The 21,070-nt window shown below is 48.8% G+C and carries 18 protein-coding genes; 9 read left to right on the top strand and 9 right to left on the bottom strand.

Annotation, left to right across the window (positions count from 1 at the left end; genetic code table 11):
- Positions 1–65: 65 nt before the first annotated feature.
- From GM173_RS10360 to GM173_RS10340, 5 genes are all read left to right on the top strand, one after another.
- On the top strand, positions 66–788 hold the full coding sequence (locus GM173_RS10360) for a UDP-2,3-diacylglucosamine diphosphatase (protein ID WP_203571308.1): 723 nt from the start codon (positions 66–68) through the stop codon (positions 786–788).
- A 272-nt stretch (positions 789–1,060) separates the two neighbouring features.
- Positions 1,061–3,166 (top strand): alkyl/aryl-sulfatase, encoded by a 2,106-nt coding sequence (locus GM173_RS10355; protein ID WP_203571307.1) that lies wholly within the window; start codon positions 1,061–1,063, stop codon positions 3,164–3,166.
- A gap of 267 nt (positions 3,167–3,433) precedes the next feature.
- Positions 3,434–4,741, top strand: a complete 1,308-nt coding sequence (locus GM173_RS10350) for an OmpP1/FadL family transporter (RefSeq protein ID WP_203571306.1) — start codon at positions 3,434–3,436, stop codon at positions 4,739–4,741.
- A 104-nt stretch (positions 4,742–4,845) separates the two neighbouring features.
- On the top strand, positions 4,846–6,738 hold the full coding sequence (locus GM173_RS10345; RefSeq protein WP_203571305.1) for an alkyl sulfatase dimerization domain-containing protein: 1,893 nt from the start codon (positions 4,846–4,848) through the stop codon (positions 6,736–6,738).
- Positions 6,739–6,979: 241 nt separating this feature from the next.
- Positions 6,980–8,212, top strand: coding sequence for a transposase (locus tag GM173_RS10340; RefSeq protein WP_203571304.1), 1,233 nt, complete (start codon positions 6,980–6,982; stop codon positions 8,210–8,212).
- 82 nt (positions 8,213–8,294) lie between these two features.
- Here the strand turns inward: GM173_RS10340 and GM173_RS10335 are convergent, their stop codons facing one another.
- Positions 8,295–8,396: a DUF933 domain-containing protein gene (locus GM173_RS10335; protein WP_444542499.1), complete on the bottom strand. Its 102-nt coding sequence runs from the start codon at positions 8,394–8,396 to the stop codon at positions 8,295–8,297.
- A 100-nt stretch (positions 8,397–8,496) separates the two neighbouring features.
- Here GM173_RS10335 and GM173_RS10330 point away from each other — a divergent pair, with 100 nt between their 5' ends.
- Entirely contained in the window at positions 8,497–9,543 is a 1,047-nt protein-coding gene (locus GM173_RS10330) for an extracellular solute-binding protein (protein ID WP_203571303.1), read from the top strand.
- 14 nt (positions 9,544–9,557) lie between these two features.
- On the opposite strand, the gene GM173_RS10325 is transcribed toward GM173_RS10330, so the two are convergent.
- From GM173_RS10325 to GM173_RS10290, 8 genes are all read right to left on the bottom strand, one after another.
- Positions 9,558–10,364 (bottom strand): hypothetical protein, encoded by an 807-nt coding sequence (locus tag GM173_RS10325; RefSeq protein ID WP_203571302.1) that lies wholly within the window; start codon positions 10,362–10,364, stop codon positions 9,558–9,560.
- A gap of 141 nt (positions 10,365–10,505) precedes the next feature.
- Positions 10,506–11,060: a hypothetical protein gene (locus GM173_RS10320; RefSeq protein ID WP_203571301.1), complete on the bottom strand. Its 555-nt coding sequence runs from the start codon at positions 11,058–11,060 to the stop codon at positions 10,506–10,508.
- Positions 11,061–11,202: 142 nt separating this feature from the next.
- A complete protein-coding gene (ispF, locus tag GM173_RS10315) occupies positions 11,203–11,691 on the bottom strand; it encodes a 2-C-methyl-D-erythritol 2,4-cyclodiphosphate synthase (protein ID WP_203571300.1) in 489 nt (162 codons plus the stop codon).
- A gap of 63 nt (positions 11,692–11,754) precedes the next feature.
- The gene (locus tag GM173_RS10310; protein WP_203571299.1) at positions 11,755–12,810 is read right to left on the bottom strand and encodes a VanZ family protein; all 1,056 of its coding nucleotides are present in this window, start codon (positions 12,808–12,810) and stop codon (positions 11,755–11,757) included.
- 98 nt (positions 12,811–12,908) lie between these two features.
- A complete protein-coding gene (locus tag GM173_RS10305) occupies positions 12,909–13,967 on the bottom strand; it encodes an ABC transporter substrate-binding protein (protein ID WP_203571298.1) in 1,059 nt (352 codons plus the stop codon).
- Positions 13,968–14,091: 124 nt separating this feature from the next.
- Positions 14,092–14,868, bottom strand: a complete 777-nt coding sequence (locus tag GM173_RS10300) for an ABC transporter permease (RefSeq protein WP_203571297.1) — start codon at positions 14,866–14,868, stop codon at positions 14,092–14,094.
- Positions 14,858–15,787, bottom strand: coding sequence for an ABC transporter permease (locus GM173_RS10295; protein ID WP_203571296.1), 930 nt, complete (start codon positions 15,785–15,787; stop codon positions 14,858–14,860). The genes GM173_RS10300 and GM173_RS10295 overlap by 11 nt, the downstream gene beginning before the upstream one ends.
- Before the next feature lie 3 nt (positions 15,788–15,790).
- A complete protein-coding gene (locus GM173_RS10290) occupies positions 15,791–16,879 on the bottom strand; it encodes an ABC transporter ATP-binding protein (protein ID WP_203571295.1) in 1,089 nt (362 codons plus the stop codon).
- A gap of 238 nt (positions 16,880–17,117) precedes the next feature.
- Here GM173_RS10290 and GM173_RS16310 point away from each other — a divergent pair, with 238 nt between their 5' ends.
- From GM173_RS16310 to GM173_RS10275, 3 genes are read left to right on the top strand one after another with little or no spacing between them, the layout of a single operon-like run.
- Positions 17,118–18,476, top strand: a complete 1,359-nt coding sequence (locus GM173_RS16310; RefSeq protein ID WP_203571294.1) for an HD-GYP domain-containing protein — start codon at positions 17,118–17,120, stop codon at positions 18,474–18,476.
- A 4-nt stretch (positions 18,477–18,480) separates the two neighbouring features.
- Complete coding sequence (locus GM173_RS10280) at positions 18,481–19,737, top strand: putative bifunctional diguanylate cyclase/phosphodiesterase (RefSeq protein ID WP_203571293.1); 1,257 nt, start codon at positions 18,481–18,483, stop codon at positions 19,735–19,737.
- Positions 19,734–21,056 carry a deoxyguanosinetriphosphate triphosphohydrolase gene (locus GM173_RS10275; RefSeq protein WP_203571292.1) on the top strand — a complete coding sequence of 441 codons (1,323 nt, stop codon included), beginning with the start codon at positions 19,734–19,736 and terminating at the stop codon, positions 21,054–21,056. The genes GM173_RS10280 and GM173_RS10275 overlap by 4 nt, the downstream gene beginning before the upstream one ends.
- Positions 21,057–21,070 lie beyond the last annotated feature (14 nt).

The following is a 21,070-nucleotide window of genomic DNA, read 5'->3' as shown; positions in this document are numbered from 1 at the left end:
GCAGCCAAACTCGCCAAGCGCAGCTCAGCCTGCGCTTTTTTTATGTTCAACTGATCAGTATATTCATGACTCGACCTAGCTACTTTATTTCCGACCTGCATCTCTCGCCCAACGATGAGGCTACTGTTCTAGCCTTTCAACAATTCATGCGCACGACGGCACGAGAGGCGGAACGTCTTTATATACTAGGGGATTTATTTGAATACTGGTTTGGTGACGACCAATTGAGCGATGCATTTTATGCTGAGCAAGTCGAGCAGATTGCCGCCGTTGCCCAAAGCGGTGTCCAAGTTTTCTTTATGGCCGGCAATCGTGACCTACTGACCAAAAAACGTTTTGCTCGTGCCGCACAACTCACGCTATTGCCCGATCCAACGGTCATTGAGCTACAAGGCTTAAAAATCATCTTGGCGCACGGTGATTTATATTGCACTGACGATATTGCCTACCAACGCTACCGCCGAATCGCGCACAATCGAATTGTTCAATTTATCTGGCTCAACTTGCCGCAAAAAATTCGCGACAAGCAAATCAACAAGCTCAGAGAAAAATCCAAAAAAGCCAATCAGTTCAAAAACAAAGCCATCATGGACGTCAATCCGGCAGCCATAGAAACCGAATTGAAACGCAGCCCTGCCAAAATCTTAATTCATGGCCATACCCATCGCCCCGCTCAACATCAGCACGACAATGGCGTTCGCTGGGTATTACCTGATTGGAAAGACGGCGTGGGAGGTTACTTAAGCTGCCAAGACGGTCAACTCAAACTCAACGAGCTGAATAAATAGCGACGGAAAAAACGATCAACGGGTGGCAAGCCAAAGCCAAATTTTGTAAACTCTGAACTCGTTCTGACGTAAAAATTTCATAGACAAGTTTTATTTTACAAGTTATTGATCCAAATCAACCAAGCTCATACTCAAGCCGTTTTCAAAAGAAAATGCGCTAAGTATGCTACGCTAGGTAGACCATCGAAGCCGAACTCTAAACCCTAACTTAAACACTCAGCAACGTTGCACCGAGATACACAACTTTAAAACCAAAATTAAAGAGGCTCCTCATGAACAATACTTTAAGCCGCCAAATCCGCGCAGCTTTTTTAGTCGCAGGCTTACTCCCAGCACTGGTCAGCGCAGCTCAACCGGGCGCGGTCCTCAAGCCTGCCGACAAGGGTGCTAGCGCAGCGAAACATTTCGACCCACTCGGCAAACCGCCATCAACATTTACACTCGAATTACGCAAAGGTTTAGAAGCAAAGCTCCCCTTTGCAGACAAACGTGACTTCGAAGAAGCTAAGCGTGGCTTTATCGCTGAACCTGACTTTACCAAAATCATGGCCGACGCCGGCAACGTCGCATGGGACATGGGCAGCTACGGCTGGCTTTTGACCGGCAAAGATTTTGAATCGATCCACCCATCGCTGCAGCGTCAAGCCATTCTCAATATGGCCTATGGGCTCTACGAAGTTCTGCCAGGCCGCATCTACCAAGTACGCGGTTTTGATCTTGCCAATATTACCTTCATTAAGGGAGACACTGGCTGGATTGTGTTCGATCCGCTGACCGCGAAAGAAACCGCCCGCGCGGCGCTGAAATTTATCAACGAGCAACTTGGTAAGCGCCCAGTCGTTGGTGTGGTGTACTCACACTCACACGGAGATCACTTCGGCGGCGTACGTGGTGTCGTCGATGAAGCAGACGTAGAAAGCGGCAAAGTCAAAGTGATCGCCCCCGAAGGATTCATGGATAAAGCGATTGCAGAAAACGTCTTTGCCGGCAATGCGATGAATCGCCGCCTACAGTGGCAATACTCCATGCTGCTAGACCGCCACCCCAACGGCCACGTTGACCAAGCCATTGGCAAAAATGTCGCCTCCGGCAATATCGGGCTGATCGCGCCCAATGTGTTGGTGAGCAAAGATTTCGAAGAAATCACAGTCGATGGCGTTAAAATGGTGTTTCAAAACCAGCCGGACACAGAAGCACCAGTACAGATGAGCACTTGGTTCCCTGACTTCAAAGCATTCTGGGCTGCCGAAGTGATGACCGGTACGATTCATAATATCTACACAGTTCGCGGTGCGGCTGTACGCAACGCAATGAACTGGTCAAAAGAAATCAACAACTCTCTTTATCACTTCGGTGGCGAAGCTGAAGTGATGTTTGCTTCGCATAGCTGGCCACGCTGGGGTAATGACCGCATTCAAGAAGTGATGCGCGCCCAGCGAGATGCCTACGCCAACCTGAACAATCAAACGCTGCACTACGCCAACAAAGGTGTTACGATCAACGAAATCCACAATGTTTATCAGGTACCGAAAAGCCTACAGCAACAGTGGTCAGTACGCAGCTATCACGGTGACGTGCAAAACAATGTACGCGGCGTAATCAATCGCTTCCTCGGACATTTCGATGGCAATCCAACCAACCTGATTCCGCTGTCACCGAAAGATTCTGCACCACTGTATGTAGAGATGATGGGCGGCTCAGCCAAAATCATCGCCAAAGGCAAGCAATTGATCGCCAAGGGCAAATACCTAGAAGCCACTGAAATCCTAAATAAATTGGTTTTTGCCGAACCACGTAATCAAGCTGCACGTCGCCTACTGGCCGATGCGTTTGAGCAACTCGGTTACCGCGCTGAAAGTACCAGCGTACGTAACGTATTCCTGCAAGGTGCTTATGAGCTCCGCAATGGCCTTCCAGGCGGCACCCCACCTCGCAGTACTGGACCTGACACGATCCGCGCAATGTCAACCGAACAATGGTTAGATTTCATCGCCATCAGCCTCGACCCGAGAAAAGCTGAAGGATTGAAGTTCACCATCAACTTAGTCACTCCGGATAATGGCGAAAAATTTGTGGTTGAACTGAGCAACGCCACACTGACCACGATCAAAGGCTTCCAAAGTGACAAGCCAAGCTTGACAATTACCGTGAACCGCGAAGACCTGAATCAGGTCATGATGGGACGAGCCAGCTTTGATGACTTGATCAGTGCAGGCAAAGCGAAGTTTGATGGTGATCGCAGCAGCTTTGACAAATTACGTGCAACACTTGTTCAATTCACTCCTGATTTTGAAATCATGCCAGGCACAGCACCGAAGAAAAAATCAGTTGCACCTAAGCCATTTGAAGTCGTTGATATCGTAGAACACGACGACTAAACAAGGCTAGATACCCCGCCGTATCACGATACGACGGGGTAATTACGGTTGTGTGGGTGGCCAAAGACTAAGTAAAAATATAGATGAAACTAAATTCCTACGAACCACTCAGTCAATGCATCAAACACCCCTATTTCATAACAAGAGAAGCCATCGCTAGCACTGCGATGGCTTGCCTACTTATTACCACAGCAAGCTTGTAACAAATTTGATCCGGTAGGTGAGCAGCCCTCCCTCTCCGGCAATGTTTCAAAGGGAGAACCTCATATGGGCAAAAAAATATCCACCCCAGTATGGCGAGCCACCCAGTTCGCGCTAGCAATCGCTGCAGTTACTGCAGCCAGCGCTCAAGCTGGTGGTCTATTACTATATGAAGTAGGCACCCCCGATGTCGGCTTAGCCGCTGCTGGCTATACAGCGCGCGCGCAAGATGCTGCCACCGTATTCACCAATCCAGCCGGTATGACGCGACTGGATGGCGACCAAGTTACCCTAGGTGTGCAAGCGCTGTTTGGTCGCACTAAATTCAACGTCGATGAGGCGAATAGCTCTGCACGGCTAGGCAATCATGGCGGTGGGAATGCTACCGGCTTTTTTCCTGGAGGAGGGCTATTCTATTCGCATAGCGTATCGCCCGATTTCAAAGTGGGCTTAGCAATGACGGGGAATTTTGGTCTCTCAGTTCAGTATGATGATGCGTGGGCTGGCCGCTACTACACCCAAGAGGCCACTCTGATTGGGCTTTCTGTGGTGCCTGCTGTGGCTTATCGCATCAATGACAAATTATCGCTGGGCGCCTCAATGAATGCCATGCGTAGCTCATTTAAAACCAAGGTCGCCATCAATAATCTCATTGGCGCAGATGGGCAACTTGAGTTGGATGACAGTACTTGGGGCTTTGGCGCCAACCTCGGTTTGCTCTATGAATTCACTCCCAGCACCCGTGTAGGTTTGAATTACCATTCACAAATCAAGCTCGATTTTGATAGCCAACCGCAATGGCGCGGGGTTGGACCTCTGTTAAATGCGGGTCTACAAAGAACCGGCCTGCAAAATGCAAATATCAACCTCGGCATGAACGTGCCACAGGGTTTTAATGCTGGGATCTATCACGAGCTAGACTCACAATGGGCGCTGCTAGGCAGTTTAGGCTGGCAGCAATGGTCTAAGTTCGGCGAAGTGGATATTGGAATTAGTAGCAATAACCCACGTAACCTCACCACCGCACGCGATTTTAAAGACACTTGGCATATTGCCGCAGGTACGCAATATCGGCTCTCTGAACGCTATACGCTGATGGGCGGCATCGCATACGACAGCGAATTTCAAGATAGTAGCGCTATCCCACCTGCAATTCCCGCCAATGACACTTGGCGCTTTGGTGTGGGCGCCCAAATCAATGAAAGCAAAGCATTGAGCTGGGGGCTCAGCTTGCAATACTTATACGCAGGCACCCTCAACACCAATCTCTCAGCCGCGCTCCCCGCTGGAGGTTTACGTGGCAATTTAAGTGGTTCTTATGATCGCCCAGCGGGCATTCTGTTTATGGCCGCCAACATGAATTACAAGTTCTGAGCGGGGCGGATTGCATCCGTTGCCGCTGACCGTGCGGGGGAACCCCTCGCACATGAACGGCCTACTACCTGGAAAACCATTCTCCACACGAAGGATACGAAACTATGACATCACAGTTCAGCAAAGCCACGGTGGCTTGTGCCATTTTGGCAAGCATGGCACTGGGCTTCCACCAGAACGCTGGCGCAGCGGCAAAACATCCCGCGAAAACGGCAGTGGATTGGCACAGCCCATCGCTGAGCATGGAAACGGTGACCGCACCAAATGGCGCCATTACTAACCCCGTACAACTTGAAGCCAACGCCCTCTGGGGCCTCACAGAAAGCAAGACCGCCGAGAAAGTCACTTCCGATATCTACGCCCTGCGGGGCTGGGGCATCGCCAGCAGTTACGCCATTCAGGCTCCGGAAGGCTGGATCATCATCGATACTGGCGATTCCACCCGCGCGGCCTCAGAAATGCGCGAATTACTCGAGCAGACACTAGGGAAGAAAGTCAAAGTCGCAGCCATTCTGCTAACTCACTGGCACTATGCCGACGGCACCAATGCTTGGGCTGACCAAGGCACAGAAATCTGGGGGCATGAACACCTTGACCGCAATCGCAATGCCTCAAAAGGTGTAAGCATTAAAAGTGGCTTTTACCAGACACGAGCAATCGCACAATTCGGCGTATTCCATCCGCTGACAGGCCCGGATGCCTTTCCGAGCCTGATGCGTTTCTTTCCGGAAAAATTGCTCGCCGAGTCTGGCTATCAGCCACCGAATCGCCTTTTCGAAGATGGCAAAGTTCTCGACATCATGGTTGCTGGCGAACCGGTGCAGGTTGCCCCCAACAGAACGGACACGGGTGACAGCGTCGCGTTTTATTTTCCAAGACACAGTCTGGTTATAACCAACATGATGGTGACCGGGGCGATCTTCAACATCTATACGCTGCGCGGCGGGGCCTTCCGTAATCCGGATACGTTTCTCAACGATGCCCGCTGGGTTGAGTCCAAAAATGCCGAAGTCCTGCTGGATATCCATGGCCCGACACTAAAAGGCAACAAGGTCGTCCAAGCAGCAATCGAACGTTCCGTAGACCAGGTGCAACTCATTCACGACCAGACAATGCGCCTGATTGCCAGCGGCATGGGGCCGCGTGAAGCCGCTGAAAATCTGTACATGCCAAGGCACTTGCGCCAGGGGCGCGAGGCTTACGGACAAGTCGAAAGTCATGTACGCCAAATATATAACGGGACGGTCGGGTGGTTTGATGGTGACGTGTACGAGATCAATCCGTTATCAGTAAATGAAGAAGCCCGCAAGTTTGTCGAAATGATGGGTGGTCGTAATGCCGTGCGCAAAGTCGCAGCAGAGGCAACCAGGAAAGGCGGGTTGTCAAATTGGCGCTGGAGCCTCAAGCTGACATCACTGCTCTTGCAGCTCGACGCCAAAGATGCCGATGCCCGCAAGATTCGCGCCGACGCGGCAAGAGCCCTTGGCCAGCGCACAAGTTCGGCGAATGCCCGCGGCTTCTACCTCACTGAAGCCCTGCAACTGGAGGGGAATTTGAAAGTCGAGGGCCGACCAATGACTCTGGACACAATCCGCGCATTTGTGGGTACCCCAAGCCTCGACCAACTGATGGCAACCAAAGCAGAGGAAAATCTGCAGTTCGTGCGCTACCTCGTCAACCCCAGCAAGGCCGAGGGCAAGCGCCTGGCCTTCACCATGTCTGTCGAGGGCGAGCCACAGCTTTGGCGGCTCGAGTTACGCAACAGCGTACTCGTAATTACTGAAACCAGCACGAAGGCCAGCACTCACATTGACCTATCGCGCCGCGAGCTGGCCGAATTGGCGCTTGGCACATCCGTTTCAAGCAAGGGCGGTGGGGTACTGGTCGATCTGAACACGATCCTAGATCGTAGTCACCTCATACCAGCAGCATCAGCCACACCAACAACCTTCGAAGTAAAAGGCAAGCGCACTTACAGCGACGAACTGGAGCACTGAGGCAGATAACATCGCTTGACCCGTAAAAAGCCCCACTCTACTGCGATGCCGCTCAGTGCAAACTGAGCGGTTTTTTGTTAGAGATCATCACCGCATCGACATGGCCCCCCCCCGCCGAAGCATAGGTATCTACACATCTTTTAACGCATAAACTGGCATGATGTAGTATGGCTTATAAAAAACACTACAGGGCGTCGATGCCCGTCTTAATGCGCGTTACCAGCGTTTGGTGGCAGAACATATGAATGGTAGCGCACGTCTGAGCGCAGGCCTTAAGGCCTTGCCCGATAAAATCGACAGCTTTGCCAGTACACAGGCGGCTTGGCGTTTCTACGCTAATGAGGCTATTACGCTCTCAGGACTGCAGCAACCACTCACCGACGCCGCCCATGCCGGGATTGCCCAGCATTGCAGCCGGTATGCGCTGTGCATTCATGATTGGTCGCGCCTGCATTATCGGCATGAGAATAAAACCGATACTTACGCCATCACGCATGCCACCGATGTGGGCTATGACTTGCAAACCAGCCTCATCGTCAGTGATCAAACTGGCCAGCCGATTGCTCCGGTGGCGCAGCGTTTGGTGAGTGCAGAAGGCAGTTATGCCACGTATGGCGCAACGACGTTAGCGCCTCAAGTTCAGACCCACTTAGACGAAGTCAGCGACTGCATTGAACACTTGGCCGCACAGGGCTTTGCCAAACCCTTGGTGCATCTGATTGATCGCGAAGGCGATTCGATTGGGCATATTCGGCGTTGGGAATCAGCGGGTTGCCGCTGGTTAGTGCGGGTGAATGACAACCCGAAAGTTGAACACGCAGGGCAGGAGTTGGCCTGCAAGGATGTCGCCAACACACTGAGTTTTAATAAAACCCGCCAGATCACCTATCGGGGCAAAGTCCACTGGCAATGGATCGCCGAAACAGCGGTGACCTTAACGCGGGCGGCCAAGCCGAGCCAGAAAAAAGGCTATAAGCCCAAAGAGCCAGGAGCCCCAGTGGCGGCGCGACTGATCGTCAGCCGTATTGTATCGGACGAAGGCGAAGTGCTGGCGCAGTGGCTGTTGATGAGCAATCTTCCGGAAGTGGATGCCGCTACGCTGGCGTTATGGTATTACTGGCGCTGGCAAATTGAGAGCTTCTTCAAGCTATTGAAACAGGCTGGGCATCAGCTCGAATCGTGGCAACAAGAGTCGGCCTTAGCGATCAGCAAGCGGCTGTTGGTCAGCAGTATGGCATGCGTCACGGTGTGGGAAATTGCGGCGGCAAAAACGCAGGAAGCGGCAGAACTGCGAGAATTCTTGATGAAATTGAGTGGGCGGCAAGTGAAACGCAGCAAGCCGATCACACACCCAGCCTTATTAGCTGGACTGTGGGTATGGCTGTCGATGCTCGAAGTAATGGAAGCCTACACCCCAGAAGAGCTGGCCGCCTTGAAAGCAACGGCTATGCAGTTCTTGGGAAAAGATGTGTAGATACTTATGCCGCCGAAGCGGGGTCTGGGTATTGTTTTATAGCCTTTTATTGGCAAACGCTGCAGTGGGATAGGGTGACTAGCTAGACGTTAAACAGGAAGTTCAGCACGTCACCATCCTTCACCACATAGTCCCAGCCCTCAGAGCGCATCTTGCCGGCTTCCTTGGCGCCCTGCTCACCCATAAGCAAGAACGTAATAAATATGCAACAAAGATAATAAACCATTGATTAAATGATGTTTTCAACTATATTTTTGAGATCAACCAAGAACTGTCTTCTGCATATGAAAACCTTAAATCAACTCGGAGCAGTACTGTTTATTATCGTGCAGCTTACGCAAGCGGTATGGGCGGCCGACGATGTACTCAGAATCATCGCTTGGCATGGGTACGCCGATGCCGATTGGGTGGCAGAGTTCGAGCGGGATCACGATGTCCGCATTGAGGTCAGTTTTGTTGAAAGCGATGATGAATTATGGGAAAAGCTGAGCAAAAATCACGGTGCTGATTATGATGTCTTCGCCGCCAATACCGCAGAATTACAACGCTATATCAGCCATGATATTGCTGCGCCAATTAAAATCAACAAGATCAGCAATATTAAAAATCAACTACCTCGCTTTAGAGAAACGGAAAAGATTGCTGGCTTAGTTCACAATGGCAATCTTTATGGTATTCCATTTACTTATTCAGAAATGGGCTTAATTTATGACTCGAAGCAGTTTAAAACAGCACCAACGTCCATGAGTGCTTTATGGCAGCCAGAAAACAAAGGGAAAATCATCCTGTATGACGGTAGCAATCATAATTTTAGCCTAGCTGCTCTGTTGCTCGAATTCAGTAATCCATTTCAGCTTTCCAACGATGAAATGAGTAAAACGGTCAAAAAATTATTACAACTGCGCTCGCAAAACCCTATGTTTTATACTGGCCCAGAAGAGAGTATTCGAATGTTTTTAAAACATAAAGCGGCTTTGATGTTTGCCAATTACGGCCAGCAACAACTCAAGCAATTACAGAAAACCAATTCAGATATTGCTTATATTATTCCCAAGGAAGGCGCTTTAGCATGGCTGGATTGCTGGGGAATCACCGTTGCAGCAAAAAACAAATCGCTCGCAGAGCAGTGGATTAATTTCACACTAGAGAAAAACATCAGTGCTGCGCTCAGTCGACGCCAAGGGCTACCAAACACCTTGCTTGCCGGTCACCTCAAAGAGGATGACAAAATTATTTGGCTTGAGCCTTCGGAAGATTTCGCGCTCCGCAGCCAGTATTGGGAGCGACTTCGTGCGGGCAAAGCGCGAAGACAAAACAACACGAGCCAATAAGTCAGAATTCAAGCTTACTTAGGCAGCTCAACCTTAACCCAAACGCTATAAGTTTGCTCAAGGCGGCCAGATGAACGCGATAACAAGCCGCTATCATTGCTTGCTTGTTGTTGCCGAGTCTCACCGATCGGCAGCCATTCCCCTAGCTGCCCTTGTACTTCACTGAACACAGACTGCCCTTCAGTCCCTCTAGCACCAACGAATCGCCGTTGCTGTGGCATCAATTGTAGAGTCACGCCTGTTTCACCGATTCGACGTGGGGCCACATAAAAACCAGTTCCTGCACTCTGCCACACACCGCCAAAATGGCTGATGGAATAATCTGGCCGATAAATAAAACTCAATTGGGGAATAAAGCGCTGCTGCCCTAATTGAATAAAGCCCTCCGCGCCATCGAGGAGACGTAAAGTCTGCACACTAGAACGCTGAACTTGCGATTGCTGATCTTGAAGCGTGATACGCCCACTTGCATCGACGTCGCCATTGCGGAGAATGACACGGCCTTGAGCCTCAATCCCAGATTGAGCATCACGGTTGCTGCTGCGCTGCTCAACGGTCACGATTAAATTTTGCAACGGCATGTCCAACTGCTGAAGCAATTGCCTGATGTTGGTCATGCTTTGTGCATCGGGTGCTGCGACGATCAAAGTGCCATAAAAAGCCTGAATCCTCGCCTGCGGAAATGTCGCTTGCAATACAGGTAATACTTGATCAGCCAAACGATGCCGCAGCGCAATCGTTTCAAGAACCTCCGCACGTAACAAGCCCGCAATAAACAGCATGAGTATTGCCACACAAGCCATATATTTTATTGTCTTCATAAGAATACCCAGAATAGTCTTTCACACCGATGGCAGAGTTTAGTTATAGAACAAGCTTGGCTATCATGTTGAAATTGCTAGGTAAAAAAAAGCCCGTGCTATTGGCACAGGCTTTTCATTCAATTTTTGAAATTTATTAAATTACTGCCCCCAAACAACCGCCTTAATACGAGTCACAATCAGCAATTGATCGCCCGCAGAAGCTCTCGCCAACAAGTCTTTATTTGGTACAGGAATCGTAATAAATTCACCTGGCACATTACGCACAACTGCTTCACCTTTTTTTAGATCAACGCTAACAATATCATTGCGAACTGTGCGTGTAATCACAGTACCTACGCCATTGGCCGTCGCATCTCGGCCTGAGGTCTCAACGATACTGCGCATGCCCGCACCGCCTTTATGTAGCATCAATACAATGGCTTGTGAACCCGCTACATTCACTAGATCACCAGGCTTAACTTGATCTAAAGCGACTTTAGCATCAATACCATCAAACTCGAGCGTACGACCATTTTGCATCGCTAAAACCACGCTACGCGTTGCCAGATCCACAGAAACCACAACGGCTTGCTCTTTTTCAAATTCAGCAACACTCATAATCACTTCATCGGCAGCCGCCTGCTCTGCGTGTGCAACTTGCCCTAGCAACAAACCAGCAACCAAAAACATGGATCCCAATAAATTTTTATGCATTGCTCATCTCCGGTGATATTGAAAATAACTCTTGCTTTGTGCAATCGCTTGACCAACAATGCTAACATAGCTCGTCAGCCTAATCCAGATTCAATCAATTCAATCCGCGTTTTACACAAAAAAACCCAACATATTTTGTCAGCTAAGGCTTTGCATATAGTAACACCACAGCCTGAGCTTCAACCGATTCTCCACAACCGACCGGCCCTAATTTTTCGTAAGTTTTCGCTTTCACATTCACGCACGCCACATCGACACCAAGATCAGCAGCAATATTAGCCACCATGGCCGGAATGTGTGGCGCCATTTTGGGCTGCTGAATAAGGACAGTAGCGTCCAAATTGCCGACCAACCAGCCAAGCTCATTGACGCGTCGAACTGCTTCACGCAGGAGTACTCTGCTATCAGCACCTTTAAACTCTGCTGCGGTATCCGGAAAATGTCGCCCAATATCGCCCAATCCAGCACCACCGAGCACCGCATCAGTTATGGCGTGCAATAAGGCATCGGCATCCGAATGCCCAAGCAAACCCTTCTCATAGGGTATATGAACACCACCTATAATCAACGGTCGCTCTGCAACCATACGATGCACATCCCATCCTTGTCCTACTCGAAAAGGCAATGCCATTGACGATTTCCCTTGATTTAAACATCACAGACAAACTGACTCATTGAACTCAATAAATACTCACTACCAATCTTGCTCTTGGGCTGGAACGGCGATGAAATACAAAAAGAACAACATCGCTCCAAATGGCCACACATCCCCAATCGCATGAGATAAACCATTAAAATGCTGTAAATGACCGTAATTCCACCTAAAAATCATTAATTGCGGACTGGCCTTGGCTGTCAATGGCCATATATCACTAACCCAAGTTGCAGCAAACAAGGAAACAAATCCAGCTGCGGCGCGAAGACGGCGATTCAACTGCCATAACACCCACAGTACAATCCCACCCACAACCCCACCCAAAACAATATTCAAATTGAGCCATGCAAAGAACTGCTCGGGCTGCAGCAACATGCCTGCAAAACCCATTTTGACCAACAGAGCACAAAATAAAACGCCCAGCATTGCACGCGGAATTTGTCGACTTTCACGCACCAAAACAGAAACAAACAGCGCGACACCCAACAAATGCAGCATCATCCCTCCCCCTTCCAGTAATCTCAAAAACAATGCTGGATTATTCATCGGAGAAACAAAGGGTTGCGGTAAACCTTGAGGAAGTACCACCACTCCCAAAAAAGGCAAGCTAGGGTCAAATTGGGTGGTGAACCAAAGTAACAACCAAATGGCGCCCCATTCCACTGCCGGCCCAGGCGCCAAATAGTCATATCGAAATGCTTGCCAACGCCTGATGACACTGCGATGGCTAAACAGGACGCCGATAACTGCGCCCAAAAAGGTCCCAAAGCCATTACTTAAAATATCCATATTTGAAGCAACACGGCTTGGTAAAAACTGCTGCACAAATTCAACGCCCATTGATACAAAAAGCCCGATTAATGTGGCGTAGATGAGCGCCAAACGTGAGCGTCGCAAGATCAGAGCAGCACTTAAACCCAGCGGAATATAGGCCAAAATGTTGATGGTATTATCAAAGAGCGTGAAATAATAAGGTAGAGGATAGCTATAGAATGCAAAGACTGGCTCGCCGGTAAATCGCCAACCAGAAAACGGATACCAGCTTAAAATTAAAATAACGAGTAAATAAACGGCAAAGAAAAAAGGCGAAACCATGGTGGGTTTCGCTTTTCGGGCGAGAAAGCTAATCGATGAGGGCTTCATTCAGTGGAGAAACCTCTAAGCGAAGATTCGCTTAGAGGTCTAAATACGCCTTATTTTGAGGTTTTCACTGTAGTCCACAGTTTATTTAACTCACGCAATTGCTTACCTTCCAACGCATTAAGTTGTTGCAAACGTTTCATTGTCGTTGGATCAGGGAATACTGATTGCAGTGCTTTAATTTCTGGTTTCACAAAAGCCACTGCTGCTAGATTTGGATTGCCAGCACCAATCATATTGGTCAAATCAGCTGCATTTTTGCCTTCTAGCATGAAATTCATAAACTTATAGGCAAGATCAGGACGCGGTGCATTTTTAAGAATCACCATGCTATCTACAGACAGCGTATTACCTTCTTTTTGCAAGCCAAAATTCACGGTGAATTTACGTTTGGCCGCTTTCGCATCCGCTACAGCTTGGAACATATCGCTAGAATAACCATGTGCAACCCAGATGTTGCCCACCGTTAATTCCTTGATGTAACTTTGGCTATTAAATGCGGCCCAGAATGGCTTAGCTTTCACAATCGTTTCTTGCGCTTTTTTCAACTCAGCGGGATTGGTTGAATTTGCAGAAAAACCGTTATACATCAAAGCTGCAGCAAAGAGTTCACGGCTATCATCAAGGACTGTCACTTTTCCTTTGAGCTTAGCCAAAATAACCGGGTCAAAAATGACTGCCCATGAGTTTGGATTAATGCCCAACTCTTTGAGTTTTGTTTCGTTGTAACCCAGCAGCGTTGTGGTAAATGAATAAGGCAAAGAATATTTATTACCCGGATCAAACACGCTATTCATAAATGCCGGATTAATATTCTTGGCGTTCGGCAATTTAGCCATATCCAAAGGCTGCAACAAATTTTGTTTAATCAACGGTGGAATCGCAAACCCAGTTGGCACGACAACATCATAGCCTTTTGCTCCCGCCGATAATTTAGCGAGCATTTCTTCCATTGCACCATAGTAATCTTGCACAACACGGCACTTGCAGCTCTGCTCAAAACGTTTCACCGTCTCTGGGGCTATGTAATTGTTCCAGTTATACACATGCAACACATCGTTGGCTTGCGCCAGACCGGCCGTCATCATCAAAGCAAGCAGAAGTTTTTTCATCGCGACTTCACTCCAAATGGGTGTAATTAAAATTAGTAAGCCCAGTATTAACACTAAAGCAATAAATTATGGCACAAAAAACAAGCGACTCCGGCGATTCAAACAGTCCGCTTAACCACAAAAACTAACTGGCTCGAATCGCACTTGGCGCCACTTTGCTCGCCAGCAAAATCAACCCGAGCGTGAGCAACATCAACAAGGTTGAAATCGCGTTTACTTCTGGAGTGACCGCAATACGAATCATCGAATAAATCTGCAATGGCAAGGTCGACGCACCCGCACCCGCGGTAAAGAAAGTAATCACAAAATCATCAATCGACAGCGTAAACGCCATCAAGGCTCCCGCAATAATGCCCGGCATAATTAATGGCATTGTCACCAAGCGAAACGCTTGTACTGGCGTAGCGCCCAAATCACGCGCGGCTTCAACCAGAGAATCATCCATCCCCTGCAAACGAGATCGCACCACAATCGCAACAAAACCAATGCAAAATGCAATATGCGCTAAAGTCACCGACAGCAAACCCAAGGTCAGATTGAGCATCACAAAGAAGATCAATAACGCAACGCCCATTAGAATTTCCGGAATCGCAATGGGCGTCAGAACCAAAACAGGCAGCAACCGTAATTTATACTTGTGCATTGCCAAGCCAGCCAAGGTTCCTAATACCGTCGCAAAAAAACTCGACACCAAGGCAATCAGTAAAGAATTACGCGCCGCGACCAGCATCTGCTCATTATTCATCAGCAGTGCGTACCATTTAAACGTAAAGCCGACCCATTCGGCATTGAGCTTTGAATCGTTAAATGAATAAGCGACCACAATAATTAATGGCACATACAAAAAGCCATACACAAAAATAGCGGCAGCCCATAGCCATTTCGCTTGTTTAGAGTGCATTACGTTTGCCTCCACGCCCTACCAGCATCGCCAATCCTGCCATCAGCAACACCGCCAGCGTTAGCATAATCGACAGCACCGAACCAAACGGCCAATCTCGGCTATCCAAAAATTGTTGCTTAATCAAATTACCAATCATCATTCCGTCTGTGCCACCCAATAAATCCGGCACTGCAAACATCCCCAAGGCGGGAATAAACACCAAAGCCGCCCCAGCCCATACCCCAGGGAGGGATAGCGGCCAAGTTATCTTCCAGAAACGCTGCCAGCTCGATGCCCCCAAATCTTGTGCGGCATCAAGTAAAGCAACATCATGTTTTTCTAAGTTGGCATACAATGGCAACACCATAAACGGCAAGTGCACATAAACCAATACGACAATCACCGCAAAATGCGTATACATCAGTTGAATCGGAGCGATGCCAACCCAAGACAGCGCTTGATTAATCGTCATAACGAAATAGCCTTGCGGCCCAAGGATGATCATCCACGCATAAACACGAATCAGAAAATTGCTCCAGAATGGCAAAATCACCAGCAAAATCATGACGTCACGGTACTTCTTTGGACTACGTGCAATCAGCCATGCTAAGGGATAAGCCATCAGCAAACATACCAAAGTGGTAATGCCCGCATACCAAAACGACTTAACGAACAACTCAATATAAATGCTATCTTCAAAAAAACGGCCGAAGTTCTCAAAAGTGAGGAAATCGCGCCAGTTTTGCGCATTAATCAGCAGCTCATTTTTTCCTGTGTCTGGATTGATATCAATCAAAGGCAATAGGCCGCCGTAATCGCCAGGATAGCGAAACGCGGCAGCAGCCATGATCAGCGTTGGAATCGCAAAAAACACCAACAAATACAATAAGGGTGGCCCAGATAACAACCAGCGACCTAAGGACTTATTTTTTGCCATCACTCAACCCAAAATAAAGTGCCCGGCATCAAAACGCCAAGCCAATTCCACTAAATCATTGTCATCAAAAAACTTCGCACGACCCGGCGCCGAGTTAGGTAGCATGGTTTCAACCAAGACCCCGTTGTCTAACTCGACCACATAAATCGTCACATCACCTAAGTACAAACAATCGTGGACTTTGCCTTTGAAGTGGACTTCATCCACCGCGTCTTGCGGCAATTGCGCCGCCAATTTGATTTTCTCCGGACGCAAAGTCAGCGTGCCTTTTTGGCCAACCTGTGCTCCCGCAACCAACAAGGTCTCAGCGACGCCCACACCAGGGATCTCAAGCTGCATCCGATCGCTTCCAATCGAAGTAATCGTGGCATCTAATAAATTACACTGCCCAATAAAGTCAGCCACAAAGCGGTTTTTGGGATGACTGTAGATCACTTCGGGCACATCCAACTGCGAGACTTCACCCTTATTCATTACCGCAATTCGATGCGATAAAGCCAGCGCCTCACCTTGATCATGTGTGACATAAACAAATGTAATACCAACTTCTTTTTGCAGCTGAATGAGCTCAATTTGCATTTCTTCACGCAATTTGGCATCCAAAGCCGAAAGAGGTTCATCCAGCAATAATAATTTAGGACGATTAACCAGTGCTCGAGCAATCGCCACGCGCTGCCGTTGGCCACCCGACATCTCATGCGGATAACGCTGTGCAAATGCAGTCAGTTGCACATCCTCCAGCACTTCATCAACGCGTTGCTTGATTTCGTTCGGAGCAACGTTCGCCATTTTTAACGGAAACGCAATGTTTTGCGTTACGGTCATATGAGGAAATAAGGCGTAATTTTGGAATACCGTGTGTACCGGCCGCTTCTCCGGCGGCACTGCAGCCACATTGACGCCGTCGAGTACAATTTCTCCAGAATCGGGCTGCTCAAAGCCAGCCAACATCCGTAGCAGAGTCGTTTTGCCGCAACCAGAAGGCCCTAATAAGGTAAAAAACTCGCCGGCCTCGACCGATAAACTCACATGATTGACAGCGGTAAAATCACCAAAGCGTTTTACGACGTCACGGATTTCCAACAGCGCCATGAATAAACCCTTATCTACAAATTTTCGCGTATTTTAACAAGATATTAGCCATCAGTGCTTGTGAATAGGCTCGATTGCGGTTGAATTTGAACAGCGTAAAGGGAACCATGAACGCCAAAGCCGATCCTATTTGACTTAAATTAATGCTAGCGATACTTTTCCAAGCCGGATTTAATCAAACAAAGCCTATAATTGTAAAAATCAATAACGATATCGACCTTTAGGATCTAGCTCTCCCGTGGAAATCCGCATTCCCGTTCTCAAGCTGCAACTTGGCCTGTTCATTAGTGAACTTGATCGGCCATGGCTTGATACGCCTTTTCTAATGCAAGGATTTTTACTGGAAAATCAACAACAAATCGAGTTACTCATCGAATACTGCGAATTCGTCACGGTTGATTTAGTGCGCTCTCAAGGGGGAATCGCGCAATGGACCACCTTGCTCAGCGAAGCGCCAAGCCATAAAAAATCCAGCCGCTCAAAACGTTTACCACGATTTGAACCAGAGCTCAGTCCAGAGCAAAAAGCCGAACGTTTGAATATTTTGCGCGAATTACGTCGCTTATTTTCAACATGGCGGCAACAACAAAATACTGATAACCCACACACAAAACACGAGCCCAAAATCATTCTTTACGACGATTCAGCAGCCGTCGAACAAGAGATTAAAGTCGCCAGCCAAACGCACAAAACAGCCCAGCGCTTTGTGTTAAGTTTGATGGAGTCGGTTCGCCAAGACTTGCAGCCTAAAGTCGAAGAGGTCAATGAAGTCGTGTCCGACCTAGTCGGTTCAATTATCCGCAATCCAAATGCCCTACTATGGCTGACCCAATTAAAAGACCGTGATCAATATACGTACGCACATTCGATCGATTCTGCGGTGTATTTGTTAGCGTTTGGCAGGCACTTAGGTTATCCGCGTGAGGAATTACAAAAACTCGGTATGGCGGGCTTGATGTTGGACGTGGGGAAGATGAAGTTACCGAGTGACTTACTCAGTCGCAAAGGTCGCTACACACCGGGCGAATTTATGTTGATGAAAACCCACGTCAACCATAGCCTCGACATCATTGGACAAATGGATAATATCCACATTGATGTGTTTGATATGGTCGCCCGGCACCACGAACGTTATGACGGCAGCGGATATCCACTCGGGCTCAAAGCCGAGCGAATTGGAATGTTTGGTAGCATGGCAGGAATTGTGGATTGTTTCACGGCGCTCACTAGTGATCGCAGCTACTCCAACGCCAAATCAGCACATGAAGCACTGCAGTTGATGTACAAATGGAGCGAGCGCTATTTTCATCCGGCATTAATTGAACAATTTTCACAATGCGTAGGGATTTTCCACGTAGGCACTCTGGTCGAGCTAACCACCGGAGAAGTCGGGATTGTGATCGGGCAAAATCGAGTTCGCCGCCTCAAACCAAAGTTATTGATTATTTTAGGGCCAGACAAACAACCTTACGCCCGCCCGCATACACTGGATTTAATTACCAATCCAAGCCTACCCAGCGGTTTGCCGATCACCATTCGCTGCGAATTACCACGCGGTTCGTACCATATTGATCCACGAGAATACTTTTTGGAGTAAACGCATGCCGAGCTTCCAATCCGCGCTTGATCTCGCTGCGATCGAACAACAGCAGGCGCAGTATTTGCAAGCCGCGATAGCTGCTACTCAAGCATTACGGCAATGTGGTGTATTACATATTGAGCTGCGCCATCGTCGCCACGCCAAGCAGAATCAATCAGCAATCGGGCAAATGGCGCAAGCTTTACAGCCAATGCTGCGCGAGCATGATCAATTGTTTCAGATTGATCATCAAACTTTGGCACTACTGTTGCCCAATATCGCCGGGGTCAGTCACGCCATGCTGGCCGCCAATCGCGCACACATGCTACTGAGCGAAAATCCAGACAGCATCGTGCGCTTGCATCCACACATTGGTATTGCGATTTATCCCGAGCATGGCGAAAATTTAGCTGATTTACTGCATGCAGCCGGGATTGCCGCCAGAGAATTTAGTCAAGAAAACATTGGCGTGTACGACGCAGAACGCGATTGGCTGGGCACGCAGATCGCCCGGCTAGAAACTCCGCTGCGCGAAGCCTTAGCGCAAAATCGATTCCATCTGGCATTCCAGCCCAAAATCAGTTGTCTCGATCAAAGCGTCAGCGGTGCGGAAATTTTATTGCGCTGGGAAGACGCCTTTCTGGGTAGTGTGCCACCTGACCAGATCGTCAATGTTGCCGAGCATCTTGGCTTAATGGACACGCTAACTCGCTGGGTCATTCAATCGGGCCTTAGACAATTTGCACAACTTCGCGTCGATGGTTTTACCGGCACGATGAGTTTAAATCTCTGTCCAAGCAATCTTTCCGACGCCAGTTTGGCGACGTATATCGCCAATGCGCTTGAGGTATGGGGTATACCTGCCAATACCCTCATTTTAGAAATTACAGAATCAGCGTTAATCGATGATATTGAATTAGCACTCAAACAGCTTTATCAGCTCAAAGCAATGGGCTGCATGCTGGCGCTCGATGATTTTGGTACCGGATATTCGTCACTATCCTACTTAAAACGGCTACCGATTGATGAGCTGAAAATCGATCGTAGTTTCATCAAGACCATTGAAGAATCAAGCAAAGACGCCGCCATTGTGCAAAGCATTATTGAACTGGCGCATCGACTCAATCTCACCGTCACTGCCGAAGGCGTAGAGGACATCGTTGGCGTTGAATTTTTACAGCAACATCACTGCGATACCATCCAAGGCTTTTTCTATAGCCGCCCACTCACCTTTGACGCATTCAAAGTATTTTACGCACAATCGGAACCCACCCAATGATGAATTGGCACGATCTTTTATCCGCCAACCGACTCGGCGTTCTCAACGACACTTCACCCAATCACGAAGCTGGCCGCAGTAATTACCATAAAGACCATGATCGAATTGTGTTTTGCTCACCGTTTCGCCGCATGGGCCGCAAAACGCAAGTCCATCCGATGACCGAAAACGATCACGTCCATACGCGGCTCACACACAGCATCGAAGTCGCCTGCGTCGGACGCAGCTTGGGCGTGTTGATTGGCGAACAATTGCAAGGACGACTACCGGCACACATCAGCCCGTTTGATTTAGGCGGCATTGTGCAAGCCGCCTGTTTGGCGCACGACATTGGTAATCCGCCCTTTGGTCATGCGGGAGAATACGCGATTCGCGATTGGTTTCGGCGCCCCGAGCAAGCTTATTTAATGCAAACGCTGACCGCTGCCGAACGGCGCGATTTGATGACTTATGAAGGCAATGCCCAAGGTTTTCGCATCATTACGCAATTGGAAAATCACCGCTTCGACGGGGGCTTGCGCCTCACCTACGCTACGCTCGGCACGACGCTAAAATACCCGTGGAGCAGTGAGTTTGCTGGCAATAAAGGGAAATTCAGTTGCTATCAATCCGAACTCGACATTCTGGAAAACGTCGCGCTCGAACTCGGTCTGCCGCTGATTGAACCCAATAAATGGGCGCGCCACCCTTTATCGTATTTGATGGAAGCATCCGACGATATTTGCTACGCCATTTTGGATTTAGAAGACGGCATCGAAATCGGCACGCTACCCTTTGAAACCGTCGAACCGCTGTTGATGAAAATTTGTGGCGGAGAAACCAGCCTCTTGCAATTGGAAGTCGCTGCCGCGCCAAGTACCCGCCGTAAAATTTCACTGCTACGCGGCAAAGCGATCGACCGCTGCATCCGCGATGTGGCCAGCACGTTTATGGCTCATTACGACCGAATTATGGCTGGCACTTACCAAGGCGACTTGCTCAATGATTGCCCGGCCAGTATGCGCACGGGTTTGCTAGAGGCCAAACAATTGGCGCGTGACCGGATTTTTAATGAACGGCGCAAAATTGAAATCGAAGTCGGCTCGTTCACCTGCCTTGAAATCTTACTCAGCGCATTTTGCACCGCGGCGTACGAACAACACGTTAGTGCAGAAATGCCGTTCCGTATGCGCCGCGTACTCGACTTGATGGACTACAACGCGCCGAAAAAAGAATGGCCGCTTTACGAAACCTATCGCCGTGTACTCGATTTCATCGGTGGCATGACCGACAATTACGCGACGTATCTAGCGCAACAGGTTGGTGGAATGGGTAGATAAGCAGATACCCAAAA

The sequence above is a fragment of the Deefgea chitinilytica genome, assembly GCF_016881405.1.
GTDB classification, from domain to species: Bacteria; Pseudomonadota; Gammaproteobacteria; order Burkholderiales; family Chitinibacteraceae; genus Deefgea; species Deefgea chitinilytica.
The sequence above is the reverse complement of the archived record's forward strand: the minus strand, read 5'-3'. Positions and strand labels throughout refer to the sequence as shown.

Bases quoted from the DNA above. Each gene is read 5' to 3' on its own strand.
- GM173_RS10360 (WP_203571308.1), top strand. From the start codon at position 66: ATGACTCGACCTAGCTACTTTATTTCCGACCTGCATCTCTCGCCCAAC.
- GM173_RS10355 (WP_203571307.1), top strand. From the start codon at position 1,061: ATGAACAATACTTTAAGCCGCCAAATCCGCGCAGCTTTTTTAGTCGCA.
- GM173_RS10350 (WP_203571306.1), top strand. From the start codon at position 3,434: ATGGGCAAAAAAATATCCACCCCAGTATGGCGAGCCACCCAGTTCGCG.
- GM173_RS10345 (WP_203571305.1), top strand. From the start codon at position 4,846: ATGACATCACAGTTCAGCAAAGCCACGGTGGCTTGTGCCATTTTGGCA.
- GM173_RS10340 (WP_203571304.1), top strand. From the start codon at position 6,980: ATGAATGGTAGCGCACGTCTGAGCGCAGGCCTTAAGGCCTTGCCCGAT.
- GM173_RS10335 (WP_444542499.1), bottom strand. From the start codon at position 8,396: ATGGGTGAGCAGGGCGCCAAGGAAGCCGGCAAGATGCGCTCTGAGGGC.
- GM173_RS10330 (WP_203571303.1), top strand. From the start codon at position 8,497: ATGAAAACCTTAAATCAACTCGGAGCAGTACTGTTTATTATCGTGCAG.
- GM173_RS10325 (WP_203571302.1), bottom strand. From the start codon at position 10,364: ATGAAGACAATAAAATATATGGCTTGTGTGGCAATACTCATGCTGTTT.
- GM173_RS10320 (WP_203571301.1), bottom strand. From the start codon at position 11,060: ATGCATAAAAATTTATTGGGATCCATGTTTTTGGTTGCTGGTTTGTTG.
- ispF (WP_203571300.1), bottom strand. From the start codon at position 11,691: ATGGCATTGCCTTTTCGAGTAGGACAAGGATGGGATGTGCATCGTATG.
- GM173_RS10310 (WP_203571299.1), bottom strand. From the start codon at position 12,810: ATGGTTTCGCCTTTTTTCTTTGCCGTTTATTTACTCGTTATTTTAATT.
- GM173_RS10305 (WP_203571298.1), bottom strand. From the start codon at position 13,967: ATGAAAAAACTTCTGCTTGCTTTGATGATGACGGCCGGTCTGGCGCAA.
- GM173_RS10300 (WP_203571297.1), bottom strand. From the start codon at position 14,868: ATGCACTCTAAACAAGCGAAATGGCTATGGGCTGCCGCTATTTTTGTG.
- GM173_RS10295 (WP_203571296.1), bottom strand. From the start codon at position 15,787: ATGGCAAAAAATAAGTCCTTAGGTCGCTGGTTGTTATCTGGGCCACCC.
- GM173_RS10290 (WP_203571295.1), bottom strand. From the start codon at position 16,879: ATGGCGCTGTTGGAAATCCGTGACGTCGTAAAACGCTTTGGTGATTTT.
- GM173_RS10280 (WP_203571293.1), top strand. From the start codon at position 18,481: ATGCCGAGCTTCCAATCCGCGCTTGATCTCGCTGCGATCGAACAACAG.
- GM173_RS10275 (WP_203571292.1), top strand. From the start codon at position 19,734: ATGATGAATTGGCACGATCTTTTATCCGCCAACCGACTCGGCGTTCTC.